Below are 16,192 nucleotides of genomic sequence, written 5' to 3'. Positions count from 1 at the left end.
ATGACAAGAACTTTTGCCCTAAAAGGAAATATAATTTATAGTAAAAATCAAAACGAAATAAATTTTTGTGAAAATTCTTATTTGATTTGCCAAGATGGAAAATCAATGGGAGTTTTTGAAAAGTTAGATGAAAAATATAAGGACATAGAAGTAATAGATTTTGGAGATAAAATAATCTCTCCAGGACTTGTTGATCTTCACATCCACGCCCCTCAATATAACTTTAGGGGCATGGGTATGGATTTGGAATTGTTGGATTGGCTAAATACCTACACCTTTCCAAGTGAAGCAAAATTTAAAGACGAAAATTATGCAAAAAAATCCTACCAAAGATTTGTAGATTATTTAAAATATGGACCAAATACAAGACATGTGATTTTTTCAAGTCTTCACGTGAAATCCACAATAATTTTGATGGATTTGATGGAAAAATCAAAAATGGTTTCTTTTGTCGGAAAAGTGAATATGGACAGAAATGGTGGAGTAGATCTTGAAGAAAAGGATGCGAGGGAATCAGAAAAAGCCACTCTTGATTGGCTTGAATCCATTAAAGGAAAATACAAAAACACCTATCCGATTTTAACACCAAGATTTATCCCATCATGTAGTGATGAATTGCTTGAAAAATTGAGAAAAATAAAAGACCAGTACAATCTTCCTATCCAATCCCACTTATCAGAAAATTTGGGAGAGATAGAATGGGTCAAAGAATTAGTTCCTAAGGCTAAATTTTATGGAGATGCTTACAATATTTTTGATTTATTTGGCAAAAATAATAAGACGGTAATGGCTCATTGTGTATATTCAAATGAAGACGAACAAGATTTGATAAAAGAAAACGGAGTTTTCATAGCCCACTGCCCAGATTCAAACACCAACCTTACATCAGGAATTGCCCCAGCAGGAAAATACCTAAGAGAAGGACAAAAAATTGGACTTGGTTCAGATGTAGCAGGTGGAACTCACGCATCAATATTTAAGGCAATGGCAGATGCCATAAAAGTTTCAAAATTAAGATACAGATTATTAGACGAAAAAATAAAACCTTTAAGCCTTGAAGAAGCATTTTATATGGGAACTTTAGGCGGAGGAGAATTTTTTGGAAAAGTCGGATCATTTGAAAAAGGATACGAATTTGATGCAATAATAATCGACGATGAAAAATTATTAGAAGAAGACAAATTTAACTTAAAACAAAGACTTGAAAGGATAGTATATCTTTCAAAAGATGAGGATATAATTTCAAAATTTGTAAGAGGTGAAAAAATATTTTAATAGTAAAAATGGATTTTTTCATTAAAATATAAAAAGAAAATTTAAGAAAAGTGGATGCAAGAAAAAAATCAAGCATCCGCTTTTTTTATCTCAAATTTTACAAAATCATTAAAAAGATTACATACGTTTTCAAAGAAATTATTCTTCTATAAATATTTTTAATTGTTAAGGTAAGTATCTTGAGATAAATATAAGTCAAAACTTATTCTTGACAAAAATTAATAAGTAATGTAAACTATTTCATAGATAATTCTAGAATTTTTCGGAGTGCTGACCGCTCATCAATTTATTTTTGATATGTGGGAAATTTCAAAATTTAACCACTAATCTACAATCATTTTTGATAACCGGGGTTCTCAATTTGGATACTGTCCGCTAGTTAATTTTTTGGAATTAATGACCGGGGTTCCTCTGTACAGTTTAACTTATAACTATTAACGTAGCTAATTATATGGAGGCATTAAAATGAAAAAGTATCAATTGAATGTACCTACACCACATTCTTACACTTATGTAACAAAAAATATTCCAAACGTAACAATTGAACAAAGAGAAAGAGCATTAAAAGCAACTCACTACAACGAATTTGCATTCCCAGCAGGCATGCTTACAATCGACATGCTTTCAGATTCAGGTACAACTGCAATGACAGATGTTCAATGGTCTGCAATGTTTTTGGGAGACGAATCTTATGGTAGAAACAAGGGATATTATGTGCTTTTAGATGCATTTAGAGATGTATTTGAAAGAGGAAATGACCAAAAAAGAGTAATAGACCTTGTAAGAACTGATTGCGAAGACGTAGAAAAAATGATGGATGAAGTTTATTTATGTGAATATGAAGGCGGACTTTTCAATGGTGGATCTGCTCAAATGGAAAGACCAAACACATTTATCATCCAACAAGGTCGTGCAGCTGAATCAGTATTATTCGAACTTGTAAAAAATATATTAAATAGTAGAGAACCAGGAAAAACTTATACAATTCCATCAAACGGACACTTTGATACAACAGAAGGTAATATCAAACAAATGGGATCAATTCCAAGAAACCTTTACAATAAAGAATTATTGTGGGAAGTTCCAGAAGGTGGTAAATACGAAAAGAATCCTTTCAAAGGAAATATGGATACAGAAAAACTAGAAGAGTTAATTACAAAACTAGGACCAGAAAATGTACCATTAGTTTATACAACAATAACAAACAATACAGTTTGTGGACAACCAGTATCTATGGCAAACTTGAGAGAATGTTCAAGAATTGCTCATAAATACGATATTCCTTACATGTTTGATGCAGCTAGATGGGCAGAAAATGCTTATTTCATCAAAGTAAATGAAGAAGGATACGAAGATAAGTCTATAAACGAAATAGCTCAAGAAATGTTCTCATATTGTGATGGATTTACAGCATCTCTTAAAAAAGATGGCCACGCAAACATGGGTGGAGTTTTAGCATTTAGAGATAAGGGATTATTCTGGAAGAAATTCTCAGACTTTAATGAAGATGGATCAGTTAAAACTGACGTAGGTATCCTACTTAAAGTAAAACAAATTTCATCATATGGAAATGACTCATATGGTGGAATGAGTGGTAGAGATATTATGGCACTAGCTGCAGGTCTTTATGAAGCATCAAAATTTGAATATCTAGATGCACGTGTTAAACAATGTGAATATTTAGCTCAAGGATTCTATAAAGCAGGAATCAAGGGTGTAGTACTTCCAGCAGGTGGACACGGTGTTTATATTAACATGGATGAATTCTTTGATAACAAGAGAGCTCCAGAAACTTTTGCAGGCCAAGGTTTCTCAGTTGAATTAATCAGAAGATATGGAATAAGAACAGCTGAGCTTGGAAACTATTCAATGGAATACGATCTAAAAACACCAGAACAACAAAAAGAAGTAGCTAACGTAGTTAGATTTGCAGTTAATAGAAGTCAACTTAGCAAAGAACATATGGACTATGTAATAGCAGCAGTTAAAGCATTGTACGAAGATAGATCAACAATACCTAATATTAAAATTGTTAAAGGTCATAATCTACCAATGCGTCACTTCCACGCATTCCTAGAACCATATGAACCAAGTGAAGAAGAAAAATAAAATTTTTAGCAGAATCCCATTTGGGATTCTGCTAAATTCATAATATTAGGGAGTATGTTATGGAAAATAAAATATCAAACAGAGACGGTTTTCAGTCTAAGTGGGGTTTTATCCTTGCTTGTATAGGATCTGCAGTTGGAATGGGAAATATTTGGAGATTTCCTATCCTTGTTTCTCAATATGGTGGAATGACATTTTTGATTCCTTATTTTATATTTGTAGTTTTGATAGCTACAACAGGAGTAATAACAGAAATGGCTCTTGGACGTTCAACAGAATCTGGAACAGTAAGAGCTTTTGGTAAATGTACTGAATTAAAATATGGAAATAAAAAAATCGGAGAAGGACTAGGAGTAATACCTGTAGCTGGATCTCTTGCTCTTGCAATAGGTTATACTTGCGTAATGGCTTGGATATTTAAATATACTTTCATGGCTTTTTCAGGAGAACTTAGTGGAATGGGTCAAGATATGGACCTAATTGGAAAAACGTTTTCTGAAACAGCAACAGCAATGGGAGCAAATCTTTGGATTGTAGTTGCAATAGTAGTAAGCTGTGTAATTATGATACTTGGAGTTTCAAACGGAATTGAAAAATCAAATAAAATTATGATGCCAGCTCTATTTATTCTTTTTGTAGGTCTTGCAATTTATATTACAACAATACCAGGCTCAGAAAAAGGATATAAATATATATTTACAATTGATAATGAGTTAATAAAAAATCCAAAAGTTTGGATATATGCTTTTGGACAAGCATTTTTCTCACTTTCAGTAGCAGGATCAGGAACTGTAATTTATGGTTCTTATTTATCAAAAAAAGAAAACTTGATAACATCTGCAAGAAACGTAGCAGTTTTTGATACAATAGCAGCCTTGATGGCAGCATTTGTAATAATTCCAGCTATGGCTACAGCAAATACAGCCCTAGATACAGGCGGTCCTGGCTTAATGTTTATTTATTTAGTAAATGTATTAAACGGAATGCCTGGCGGCAGAATAGTAAGCATAATATTTTATGTTTGCGTATTATTTGCAGGAATAAGTTCAATAATAAATTTATATGAATCATCAGTAGCATATTTACAAGAAAAATTTAATTTTTCAAGAAAAAAATCAACCCTAATAATCCATATATTTGGCTGTGTTATTGCAATATTAATTCAACCAATAGTTTCACAATGGATGGATGTAATTTCAATTTATATCTGCCCACTTGGAGCAGCATTAGCAGCAATAATGCTTTTATGGGTTGCAGGAAAAGATTTCTCACTAAAAGCTGTAAACGAAGGTGCAAAAAAACCAATCGGATCTTGGTATTATCCACTTTCAAAATACGTTTACGTAGGAGCAGCAATAATAGCCTTAATCGCCGGAGCAGTTCTTGGAGGAATAGGCTGATAAAATAATAATAAGCTTATCGAATTATTAATTAATTTGATAAGCTTATTTTTTTATGAAAAAATATAAAAAATTTTAAAAGCAGTATTTATCCTGCTTCAGAGCGTAGACAAAGTCAGTTTAATAATTCATTAATAATTTAAAAATAAAATTACGATAAAACCCATCTCGACTAAGTGAGTGAAACGAACGCATGGAGAGATCCTATGAGATTTCTCCGCTCGTTGCACTCGGTCAAAATAGGTGAATTTTTATTTTGTTGGCAGTCTGAGCAGAATTTATCCTGCTTTTTTTATTTTCTAATTATTTTTCTAGTAATTAATTTTAAATAATAAAAAATTAATGAAAGTACTTTCTTATAAAGATTTAAATTTTTATTGGAAAACGGGAAAATGATTTTTTTATTTTATTTATCTGAAAGTAATTTCAAAATAAAGCAAATTCTTGAAAATAAATTTAAGATGGAATATACTTTAATCATCAAGGAGGTTTTTATGGCTGATAAAGTTAATGTAAGTGCTATTGAAAATAAATTAATAGTATCTTGTCAAGCTTTGCCTGATGAGCCTTTGCATTCATCTTTTATTATGGGAAGAATGGCAAAAGCTGCTAAAGAAGGTGGAGCAAAAGGTATTAGAGCTAATACCAGTGAAGATATTAAAGAAATACAAAAAGAAGTTGACTTACCTATTATAGGTATTGTGAAAAAAGATTTTGAGGATTCTAAAGTCTATATTACACCAACTATGGATGAGGTTGATGAACTTGTTTCTTGTGGGGCTGATATTATTGCCATGGATGCTACAAGTGATTTAAGACCTGGAAACATTACAATTGATGAATTTTTCAAAAAAGTTAAGGAAAAGTATCCAAATAAATTGTTTATGGCTGATTGTTCTACTATTGATGAAGCTATAAATGCAGATAGGCTTGGATTTGATTTTATTGGAACTACCTTGGTTGGATATACTGACCAATCTAAAAATGATAAAATCGATGAAAATGATTTCGAGATTCTTAGAAAAATTATAAAAAATGTAAAGAATAAAGTAATAGCTGAAGGAAATATTAATACACCTGAAAAAGCAAAAAGAGTTTTGGAACTTGGTGCTTATAGTGTTGTTGTTGGATCAATTATTACAAGACCACAAGTTATTACTAAAAATTTTGCTAGTAAAATTGATGAATTAGAAAAATAAAAAATATTTAATAAAAGAAAGGGAAAATTATGAGAAATTTAGACAAATATAAGGGAGTTATTCCAGCATTTTATGCATGCTATGATGAAAATGGAGAAATTAGTCCTGAAAGGGTAAGAGAACTTACAAAATACCATATTAGTAAAGGTGTTAAGGGTGTTTATGTTAATGGTTCTTCTGGAGAATGTATTTACCAAAGTGTTGAGGATAAAAAAATTGTTCTTGAAAATGTAATGAAGGAAGCTAAGGGTAAGCTTACTGTTATAGCTCACGTAGCTTGCAACAATACAAAAGATTCTATGGAACTTGCAGCTCATGCTGAAAGTTTGGGCGTTGATGCAATTGCAGCTATACCTCCAATATATTTTAGACTTCCAGAATATTCTATAGCATCTTATTGGAATGATATTTCTTCTGCTGCACCAAATACTGATTTTGTAATTTACAATATTCCACAACTTGCAGGGGTTGCTTTAACAGAGTCCTTATTTAGTGAAATGAGAAAAAATCCTAATGTAATTGGTGTTAAAAATTCTTCAATGCCAGTTCAAGATATTCAAATGTTTAGACAAAATGCCGGAGATGATTATATAATTTTCAACGGTCCAGATGAACAATTTATTTCTGGTAGACTTATTGGAGCTGAAGGAGCAATCGGTGGAACATATGGTGTAATGCCAGAATTAATTTTAAAAATGGATGAATGTCTAAAAAATAAAGATTTAGATAAGGCTCGCGAAATCCAATATGCTGTTGATGCAATAATTTATAAAATGTGCTCAGCTCACGGAAATATGTATGCAGTAATAAAAGAAATATTAAGAATTAATGAAGATTTAGATATTGGTGGAGTTAGAAAACCTCTTGAAAACTTGATTGATTCTGATATGGAAATTGTAAAAGAAGCTGCTAAGATGATAAATGATGCAAAAAATAAATATTTAGGTTAAGGTGAAAAAAATGCAAGGTTTTACAAAAATTGATTTAGCAATTTTAATTGTATATTTAGCAGCAGTATTATTTGCAGGCCTTCATTTCTCTAAAAAAGAAATGAAGGGCAAAGAATATTTTAAGGGTGATGGAACAGTACCTTGGTGGGTAACTTCAGTTTCTATTTTTGCAACACTTCTTAGTCCGATTTCATTTTTATCTCTTGCAGGAAATTCTTATGCAGGAACTTGGATTATGTGGTTTGCACAACTTGGAATGCTTGTAGCAATTCCTTTTACTATAAAATTTTTCCTACCAATTTATAGTAAACTTGATATAGATACAGCTTATCATTACCTAGAATTAAGATTTGACAGCAAGGGCCTAAGAATTCTTGGGGCAGTAATGTTTATAATTTACCAAGTTGGTAGAATGTCAATTATAATGTATCTTCCATGTATGGTTTTATCCAAACTTATGGGTATAAATGTAAATATTTTAATTATAATCATGGGAGTTATAGCAATTATTTATTCCTATACTGGTGGACTTAAATCAGTTTTGTGGACAGATTTTATCCAAGGTTCAGTTTTACTTATTGGTGTAACTTTTGGATTGTTTTATTTAATGGCAAATATTAATGGCGGATTTGGGGCAGTTGCAAGTGAACTTTTCACAAATCACAAATTTTTAGCAGTAAACGAACCAATATTTGATGCAAATATATTTAGGGATTCAATATTTTTACTAATAATTGGAGCAGGCTTAAATACAATAGGATCTTATGTTTCAAGTCAAGATATTGTACAAAGATTTACAACTACAACTGATACAAAAAAATTAAATAAAATGATGATAACAAACGGTTGTCTATCAATTTTTATTGCAACAGTATTTTATCTTATAGGAACAGGACTTTTCGTATTTTATAAAGTTCAAGGCAATCCTTTACCACCAGCAGCTCAACAAGACCAAATTTTCGCATCATGGATAGCTTTTGAGCTTCCAGTAGGATTTACAGGAATATTACTTGCAGCAATTTATGCAGCAAGTCAATCAACTCTTTCAACAGGATTAAATTCAGTTGCATCAAGTTGGGCTTTAGATATTCAATCAAGCTTGAAAAAAGATTTAAGCTTTGAAAAACAAACAAAAATTGGTCAAAGAGTTTCATTAGTAGTAGGAATTTTTGCAATAATTGTTTCAATGATTTTGGCAAATGGAGATATAAAATCTGCCTACGAATGGTTTAATGGATTTATGGGTCTTGTTTTGGGAATACTTGTAGGAACATTTATCCTTGGAGCATTTACAAAAACAGCAAATAAATTTGGAGCAACACTTGCCTTTATCGCTGCAAGTGGAGTTATGATTTATATAAAATATTTCGTAGATCCAGCAAAAATATCTTTCTGGTCATACTCAATTATATCAATATTAGTTTCTTTAGTAGTTGGACTTATTGGATCAGCAATTTACAATAAAGTTAAGGGTAAAGAAACTGTATTACCAAAAAACACAACAATTTATAATCAAAATTAGGGGTAAAGATGATATTTGGAAATATAAAAAATTTAGAAGAATTTGATTATTTAAGTGATCAAATAAAAGATTGTTTTGAGTTTTATAAAAACAATGATATGAAAAAAATGGAAAAGGGAAGTCATCCTATAAAGGGAGATGATCTTTTTGTAAATATAGTAGAATATGAAACTACAAATCCTGAAAATAGATTTTGGGAAGCTCACAAAGATTACCTTGACCTTCACCTTATGCTTGATGGAATTGAACAAATTGATTTAAACTTTATAGGTAATATGGACTTGGGCCCATATAAAAAAGAAGATGATTATCAAGCGATGGAAGGTGAAAAAAATTCATCAGTAATTTTAAATGAGGGAGATTTTCTAATTTGCTATCCAAATGATGGTCATATGACAGCCGTAAAAGTTAAAGATCCACAAAAAATTAAAAAAGCAATTTTTAAGATCAAATTATAGGATATAATAGAGGCAGTGTGATGAGCATTTGCCTCTTATTTTTTTAAGGAGATATTATGAAAAAATATATAAGCATAGATATAGGTGGAACTGCCATAAAATATGGACTTATCGATTGTGATGCAAATATTTTGGAAAAGAATGAAATCGATACAAATGCCCAAAAAGGCGGAGACCATATCTTAAATGAGGTTATAAAAATAGTTGGAAATTTTGTAAAAGAAAATCAAAATGACCAAATCATGGGAGTTTGTATTTCAACAGCAGGCGTGGTTGATACAAAAAAAGGATCAATTTATCATGCATCAGACCTTATTCCAAATTATATTGGAATTAATTTTAAAAATACCATTGAAGAAAAATTTTCCTTGCCTTGTCAGGTAGAAAATGATGTAAATTGTGCGGGTTTTGCTGAATATAAATCTGGAGCAGGAAAAGATAGTAAAGTTTGCCTTACTCTTACAATTGGAACAGGAATTGGTGGATGTGGAATAATTGATGGAAAAATAATCCATGGGGCAAATGGGTCAGCTTTTGAAGTAGGCTACATGAACATTAGAGATGATGAATTTGAAAAGCTTGGTTCTGCAAAAACTTTGGTAGAAAAGGTTGCAAGAGAAAAAAACCAAGATTTATCTTTGTGGAATGGAAAAAAAGTTTTTGAAAATGCAAAAAAAGGCGATGAAATTTGTATAAGAGCAATTGATGAGATGTGCGATGTTTTGGGTCTTGGTATAGCAAATTTATCCTATATGTTAAATCCTGATACTGTGGTTTTGGGAGGGGGAATAATGGCTCAAGAAGAATATTTGAAAGAAAAAATTGAAGAAAAATTATCCAAATATTTGCAAGAAAGATTTTACAAAAATATCAGCCTAAAATTTGCCAAACACAAAAATTCTGCAGGCATGCTTGGAGCCTACTATAATTTTAGGGAAATAGAAGAAAAGTAGGGGATTATTTTGGAGTATTACAATAAATCTGTTGTAGAAATAGTAGAATCAAATTATGAAAATTTTACAGAAGTAGAAAAAAATATAGCGGATTTTTTTATTTACAACAATAAAAGAGATGATTTTTCAAGCAAATCCATAGCAGAAAAACTATTTGTATCCCAAGCCTCCCTTTCAAGATTTGCACAAAAATGTGGATTTCGAGGATATAGAGAATTTGTCTACCAATATGGGCAAGATTTTGTAGAAAAAAAAGAAGATATAAATGGAAATGTTAGCCAAGTTTTAAACACTTACCAAGAACTTTTAAACAAAACTTATAGCCTTATAGATGAAAACCAAATAAAAAGAATAATAAATTATATAAACAAGGCCCACCGAGTTGTTGCTTGTGGGAAAGGCTCATCAGGACTTGCTGCAAATGAGATGGAATTAAGGTTTATGAGAATAGGAGTAAACATAGACTCCATTACAGATTCTGATCAAATGAAAATGAGAGGTGCCTTTCACGATGAAAATTCCTTGATTTTTGGTTTGAGTATAAGCGGAAATACAAGCGAAGTTTTGCTATTTTTATCCCAAGCCTACAACAAAAACGCAAAAACAATCCTAATTACTTCTCAAAATAGAGATTTGTACAAGGATTATTGCGACGAAGTAATACTTGTTCCATCCTTAAAACATTTAAACTACGGTAATGCCATAAGTCCACAATTTCCAATTTCAGTAATGGTTGATATTTTATATTCGTATTTTGTAAAAGAAGATAAAAACACCAAAGAAAAACTTCACGGCGACACCCTAAAAGCTTTAGGGACGGAATAATTTATAAAATATTTATCGGTCAAATTTCTTGACAATTTCTACTTTTAAAATATCCTAAATATAGGTGATTAAAATGATTAAAGAAAAAATAATAGAAAATATAGGAATAATTTATTTAGACAAAGAAGATGTTATAAATGCCTTAAATTTAGAAATGGTTAAAGATATAGAAAAAATCCTCAAAAAATGGGAAGATGATGACAAAATAAAGGCGGTTTTGTTTGATTCACTTTGCCAAAAAGGATTTTGTTCGGGCGGAGATTTAAAAGAAATTTATAATGATTATCTTTTAAACGAGTCTTGCCAAAATAAGGATGAGTTTTATGAAGAAGAATTTATCCTTGATAAATTCGTAAAAAATTACAAAAAACCAGTTCTTAGCCATTATTTTGGAATAGTTATGGGAGGAGGAATTGGTCTTAGCATAAATTCTGATTTTATAATTGCAGACGAAAGCGTAAATTGGGCCATGCCAGAAACAAGACTTGGCTTCGTTCCAGACGTTGGAGTATGCAAACACATTTCAAAACTACCCCAAGCTCTTAGTCAATACCTTGGACTTTGTGGAGAAAGCCTAGGATCAACTGATCTTATAAATTATGATTTGATAGACTTATATATAAAATCAGAAGACTACGATGAGCTTTTAAATATTTTATTTGACCTTTCAAAAAAATATGAGGGAGAAAAATTAATAAAAGAATTTAGAAAAGAAAGCGAAAAATTCAAAAATCCAAAAGAAAATTCTAAAATTTCTAAAAATTTAGGAAAAATTGAAAAATATTTTTCCAAATCCTCAATAGAAGAAATTTTTGAAACTCTTGAAAAAAACAAGGAAAAGGACGAATTTACAAAAAATACTTTGGAAAATTTGTATGAAAAATCTCCTTTCATGCTAAAAGTTCAATTTGAAAAATATTTTGTCTGCAAAAACTTAAGCCAAGATGAAGTCTTTGACCTTGATTTAAAAATTTTAAAATATTCAAGAAAAAAAGGCTTGATGGAAGAAGGGATAAGGTCTTTAATAATTGATAAAGAAGATGCAAATTGGAAGGAAAAATCCGTAGACCAAGTCCCAGATGAAAAGGTAAAAGAATTACTTGGAATTGAAAAAATGTACAGAGATAGATAATTTTAAATTATTCCAGACTGTTGACAAACTAAATTTTCACCCATTTCGAGCGAACGTAGTGAGTCGAGAAATCTCATGAGATCTCTCCATGCGTTCGTTTCACTCACTTAGTCGAGATGGGTTTTAGCATGATTTTATTTTTAAATTATTAATAAATTATTAAACTGACTTTGTCTACGCTCTGAGATAATTTTAAATTATCCTAATTTAATAAAATTCAATAAATTAAAAAAAGGGAGAAAAAAATGGACGTATTATTAGTAATTGACTTACAAAATGATTTTATTGACGGGGCCTTGGGAAACGATGGAAATGAAAAAATAGTTAAACCCATTGAAAAATTAGTTGAAAATTTCAATGGAGAGGTTATTTTTACCAGAGACACCCACGACAAATCCTATCTAAAAACACTAGAAGGAGAACACCTTCCAGTAGAACACTGCATAAAAAATTCCAAAGGCTGGCAAGTAAGAATTGATACAAAAAATCACAAAGTAATTGACAAACCATCTTTTGGTTCCTACGAACTTGTAGGATATTTAGAAAAATTAAATCAAAAAGAAAAAATCGAAAATATCTATATGGTAGGAATTTGCACCGATATTTGTGTCCTATCAAATGCAATTTTAATAAAAAATGCCCTTTTGGATACAGAAGTTTCAGTCATAGAAGATTTGTGCAAGGGAACAAACGAAAAAAATCACAAAACAGCCCTAGACGCTATGAAATCTTGTCAGGTGAATATTATTGATTCAAAAGAAAAACAAAATTAATAGAGATTTAATAAAGGCATGAAAATTTAAGAATTTTTATATTATTTATAGGTGGTAAATATGGAAACAAAAAATATTGATACAGTTGAATATTATTGCTTACAAAAAGAAAATCAATTTTTTGATAGGAAAAGTGCAAGAATTAAACCTATAGATATTTTGAGACACTTGGTGGCATTTGCTAATTCTGAAGGTGGAAAATTAGTTATAGGCATAGAGGATGATGGGAAGATTACAGGATTTAAGACTGGAGGAGCCCATTTAGTTGATGAATTTAGAAATATATGTATCACAGAATTAAGAGAAACACCAATTAATGTCAAATTTGAAGTTAAAGAGACTACTAATTTTAATGGTGAAGATTATGTTGTTCTAATTATTTCTGTAGATGTATCTACTCAAAGAGTAATTAAATCACATGATGGAAAAGTTTATTTAAGACAAAATGATAAATCTAAGGAATTAAATTTCGAACAAGTATTGCAACTTCAATATGATAGAGGTCAAAGATTTTTTGAAGATGAAGTTGTAGAATTCTCTAGTATTAAAGATATTGATTGTGATTTACTAAATGAATATAAAAAAATAATGAACATAACTAATCTATCCGATAAAGAAGTATTATCAGCTAGAAATTTTTTAATTAATGGAAAACTCACAAATGCAGGGATATTACTTTTTGGTATAAATCCCAGCAAATTTTTACCGCAAGCTAGACTTAGGGTAATAAGATATGATGGGATGTACCAGAATGTCGGCACTGAAATCAATATAATAAAAGAGAAAACTTTTGAAGGATCGATTCCGGATATAATAAAAAAATCGAGAGGATTTATAAATACTCAATTACGTGATTTTCAATATTTAGATGAGGATGGAAAGTTCAAAATAATGTCTGAATATCCTGAATTTGCTTGGTTTGAAGGAATAGTTAATGCTTTAACACATAGAAATTATTCTATAAGAGGAGAACATATTAAAGTTCTATTATTTGATGATAGAATGGAGATATTAAGTCCAGGCCTTTTACCTAATATTGTTACAATAGAAAATATTCTAAATCAAAGATATTCTAGAAATCCAAGAATTGCAAGGATTTTATGTGAATTTGGATGGGTTAAAGAAATGAATGAAGGTGTAAAAAGAATTTATTCAGAAATGGAAAAATTTTTCTTAAAAGCTCCAACATATATGGAGCCGAATAACAATGTTTTATTAGTGCTTGAAAATAATGTTCTTAACAGAAGTGTTAGAGTATCAGAAAATATTAAAAAATCAATATCAGAAGAGAAATTTAAAGATTTAAAAGATGAGGAAAAAATAATTCTTCACTATATGTATAATAGTGGTGAAGTAATGAATACAAAACAAGCTACAAAAGTGACTGGCAAAGGAAGAACTTTCTGTATAAATATGTTAAAAGAACTTGAATCTAAAGGAATCCTAACATGGCATGGAACATCAACTAGAGATAAAACTCAATATTACACACTAAATTTTTAATTTTAAATAAAATTATGCATAAGAATAAATATCAAATTTAATTATATGATAAGAAACGGTAAGAAAAAGCTTAGAATACTAAAATTATTAGATTCTTTGTCTTATAAAACATTGAAATTATAAGACTTAGCAAGAAACGGTAAGAAACGGTAAGAAACGGTAAGAAACGGTAAGAAAATTTGAATTTGATATTTCCTACCTTATATATAAACCTTATTAAATTTAATATGGTATAATTAAATAAATATTAGACTTTTTCTTTCCTCTTAAGAAAAAGTCACTTGGGGAATTAGCTCAGTTGGGAGAGCGCTTGACTGGCAGTCAAGAGGCCAGGGGTTCAAGTCCCCTATTCTCCACCAATTTTTAAAAACTTGAAAAAATAGGATTTTGTGATATACTTTAAGTAAGAGGAATTCTCTTATAATCCTTGATTTATTCAGGGAATATGGATGTGAAAAATGTGGTATCACCACAAAAAAAGACAGTAGGGCGAACTACTGTCTTTTCATTTACTTGTTTTCGGAATAATACTTTTTTATAAAAAATAGTATAAGTCCAACCAACAAGGGAAAAATAAAATTTTCCAATATGGATGTGATCAATGCATTCACCTCTTTTCACCTATTAAGTAATAGGCAAAATTATTATACCATTATTATAAAGAATATAAAAAAGTCAAATCTTGAAAAAATAGGCTTTTGTGATATAATTTAAGTAAGAGAAATACTCTTATAATCCTTGATTAATTCAAGGTATTATGGTGAACAAACATGGCAACCGCCAAAAAAAGACAGTAGGTGCGAACTACTGTCTTTTTCTTTACTTGTTTTCGGAATAATACTTTTTTATAAAAAATAGTATGACTCCAACCAACAAGGGAAAAATAAAATTTTCCAATATTATGGTGAACAAACTTCTCACCACCTTTCACCTATTAAGTAATAGGCAAAATTATTATATCACAGAAAAATATTTTAATTTCAATTCAAAAGTTAAATTTTTATTTAAATTTAATCCCAGCTGTAAAAGTCTGGGATTTTTTTGTGAAAAAATTTCTGGATTGAAGATTTTTTGCCCCTATTGTATAATAGAAACAATATTAAATTGAGGTGACTATATGATAAAAAATAAAATGAAATTAATGATAGGAGTCCTTAGCTTGGGACTTGTTTTTGCTGGATGTAGCAATAAAAATGATGAAAATAATTCTTCATCAGATCCAACAATCCCATATTCCAATAAGGCTTCAAATAAATCAAATGAAAAATCAGAAATTTCTAAAAAAGACCAAGGAAAAGTTGTTGAAGATTCAATAAATTCAGAAATTTTAAAACAAAATTGGAAGTACAAGGTATATCTTCCAAATGGCTATGATGAAAAAAGCGATGAAAAATATCCGGTTTTATATATGCTCCACGGATTTGGAGAAAATTCATCATCAATTCTTGAAAAATCCAATACAAAAGATGTCCTAGATAAAATCATGAAAGATAAAGAAAAGAAGATGATTGTGGTTTTTGTTGATGGATTTACTTCATTTTTTATAGATAGCGATTACGACAAAAATATGGAAAGTGCAATAAAAGATGAGTTAATCAAAGAAATTGATGAAAATTATAAGACGGATGCAAACAAAAATTCCAGAGCAATCGGTGGAATTTCTGTAGGAGGATATGGGGCAGCAGGCCTTTCTCTAAGAAATCCTGACCTATTTACAAAAGTACTTTTGATTTCTCCAACTCTTTGGGACAAACTTGATGAAGATAGCCTCATTAGAAGAAATTATCTGGCATTTTCAGACGGAATACAAAATTGGTCAGACGAAGTTTATAAGGAAAAATTCCCTACAAACTTTATAAACGCCCAGTCAAAAGATATAAATTTCTATATAAGATCAGCAGAAGGCGATACAAAAATAAAAATTGACGATATAGAAAAATTCAACAAAAAATTAGAAGAAGCCGAGGTAAACACAGAATTTAAAAAAGACGGCAAAGAATTTGATCACGATTATGATTACTGGAATAAAATAACAGAAGAATCATATTTGTGGGTTCTAGATGAATTTGAAAAATAAACCTATAAATTTCCCT

General features: G+C 30.2%; 13 protein-coding genes and 1 tRNA gene. All 14 read left to right on the top strand.

Going from position 1 to position 16,192, the window contains the following annotated elements:
• A complete protein-coding gene (locus tag BN3265_RS07870) occupies positions 1-1,275 on the top strand; it encodes an amidohydrolase family protein (protein WP_058991028.1) in 1,275 nt (424 codons plus the stop codon).
• A gap of 465 nt (positions 1,276-1,740) precedes the next feature.
• Entirely contained in the window at positions 1,741-3,384 is a 1,644-nt protein-coding gene (locus BN3265_RS07865) for a tryptophanase (protein ID WP_058991027.1), read from the top strand.
• A 59-nt stretch (positions 3,385-3,443) separates the two neighbouring features.
• The gene (locus BN3265_RS07860; RefSeq protein WP_058991026.1) at positions 3,444-4,784 is read left to right on the top strand and encodes a sodium-dependent transporter; all 1,341 of its coding nucleotides are present in this window, start codon (positions 3,444-3,446) and stop codon (positions 4,782-4,784) included.
• A gap of 494 nt (positions 4,785-5,278) precedes the next feature.
• Positions 5,279-5,983 (top strand): N-acetylmannosamine-6-phosphate 2-epimerase, encoded by a 705-nt coding sequence (locus tag BN3265_RS07855; protein ID WP_058991025.1) that lies wholly within the window; start codon positions 5,279-5,281, stop codon positions 5,981-5,983.
• 29 nt (positions 5,984-6,012) lie between these two features.
• A complete protein-coding gene (locus BN3265_RS07850; protein ID WP_058991024.1) occupies positions 6,013-6,933 on the top strand; it encodes a dihydrodipicolinate synthase family protein in 921 nt (306 codons plus the stop codon).
• Positions 6,934-6,943: 10 nt separating this feature from the next.
• Positions 6,944-8,455, top strand: a complete 1,512-nt coding sequence (locus BN3265_RS07845; protein ID WP_058991023.1) for a sodium:solute symporter family protein — start codon at positions 6,944-6,946, stop codon at positions 8,453-8,455.
• 8 nt (positions 8,456-8,463) lie between these two features.
• A complete protein-coding gene (locus tag BN3265_RS07840; RefSeq protein ID WP_058991022.1) occupies positions 8,464-8,913 on the top strand; it encodes a NanQ anomerase/TabA/YiaL family protein in 450 nt (149 codons plus the stop codon).
• Positions 8,914-8,969: 56 nt separating this feature from the next.
• Positions 8,970-9,866: an ROK family protein gene (locus BN3265_RS07835; RefSeq protein ID WP_058991021.1), complete on the top strand. Its 897-nt coding sequence runs from the start codon at positions 8,970-8,972 to the stop codon at positions 9,864-9,866.
• Positions 9,867-9,875: 9 nt separating this feature from the next.
• The gene (locus tag BN3265_RS07830; protein WP_058991020.1) at positions 9,876-10,691 is read left to right on the top strand and encodes a MurR/RpiR family transcriptional regulator; all 816 of its coding nucleotides are present in this window, start codon (positions 9,876-9,878) and stop codon (positions 10,689-10,691) included.
• 73 nt (positions 10,692-10,764) lie between these two features.
• Complete coding sequence (locus BN3265_RS07825) at positions 10,765-11,823, top strand: enoyl-CoA hydratase/isomerase family protein (protein ID WP_058991019.1); 1,059 nt, start codon at positions 10,765-10,767, stop codon at positions 11,821-11,823.
• Between the two features lie 245 nt (positions 11,824-12,068).
• Entirely contained in the window at positions 12,069-12,596 is a 528-nt protein-coding gene (locus BN3265_RS07820) for a cysteine hydrolase family protein (protein ID WP_058991018.1), read from the top strand.
• A 60-nt stretch (positions 12,597-12,656) separates the two neighbouring features.
• Entirely contained in the window at positions 12,657-14,099 is a 1,443-nt protein-coding gene (locus BN3265_RS07815) for an ATP-binding protein (protein WP_058991017.1), read from the top strand.
• A 283-nt stretch (positions 14,100-14,382) separates the two neighbouring features.
• Positions 14,383-14,458 (top strand) — tRNA-Ala (locus BN3265_RS07810).
• Positions 14,459-15,216: 758 nt separating this feature from the next.
• Entirely contained in the window at positions 15,217-16,176 is a 960-nt protein-coding gene (locus BN3265_RS07805; protein WP_058991016.1) for an alpha/beta hydrolase, read from the top strand.
• The last annotated feature ends 16 nt before the right edge of the window (positions 16,177-16,192 follow it).

The organism is Anaerococcus rubeinfantis (genome assembly GCF_001487145.1).
In the GTDB taxonomy this organism is placed as follows: Bacteria; Bacillota; Clostridia; order Tissierellales; family Peptoniphilaceae; genus Anaerococcus; species Anaerococcus rubeinfantis.
This window is presented reverse-complemented; position numbering and strand designations above follow the sequence as displayed.

Bases quoted from the DNA above. Each gene is read 5' to 3' on its own strand.
- BN3265_RS07820 (WP_058991018.1), top strand. From the start codon at position 12,069: ATGGACGTATTATTAGTAATTGACTTACAAAATGATTTTATTGACGGG.
- BN3265_RS07855 (WP_058991025.1), top strand. From the start codon at position 5,279: ATGGCTGATAAAGTTAATGTAAGTGCTATTGAAAATAAATTAATAGTA.
- BN3265_RS07815 (WP_058991017.1), top strand. From the start codon at position 12,657: ATGGAAACAAAAAATATTGATACAGTTGAATATTATTGCTTACAAAAA.
- BN3265_RS07865 (WP_058991027.1), top strand. From the start codon at position 1,741: ATGAAAAAGTATCAATTGAATGTACCTACACCACATTCTTACACTTAT.
- BN3265_RS07850 (WP_058991024.1), top strand. From the start codon at position 6,013: ATGAGAAATTTAGACAAATATAAGGGAGTTATTCCAGCATTTTATGCA.
- BN3265_RS07840 (WP_058991022.1), top strand. From the start codon at position 8,464: ATGATATTTGGAAATATAAAAAATTTAGAAGAATTTGATTATTTAAGT.
- BN3265_RS07835 (WP_058991021.1), top strand. From the start codon at position 8,970: ATGAAAAAATATATAAGCATAGATATAGGTGGAACTGCCATAAAATAT.
- BN3265_RS07805 (WP_058991016.1), top strand. From the start codon at position 15,217: ATGATAAAAAATAAAATGAAATTAATGATAGGAGTCCTTAGCTTGGGA.
- BN3265_RS07870 (WP_058991028.1), top strand. From the start codon at position 1: ATGACAAGAACTTTTGCCCTAAAAGGAAATATAATTTATAGTAAAAAT.
- BN3265_RS07825 (WP_058991019.1), top strand. From the start codon at position 10,765: ATGATTAAAGAAAAAATAATAGAAAATATAGGAATAATTTATTTAGAC.
- BN3265_RS07845 (WP_058991023.1), top strand. From the start codon at position 6,944: ATGCAAGGTTTTACAAAAATTGATTTAGCAATTTTAATTGTATATTTA.
- BN3265_RS07860 (WP_058991026.1), top strand. From the start codon at position 3,444: ATGGAAAATAAAATATCAAACAGAGACGGTTTTCAGTCTAAGTGGGGT.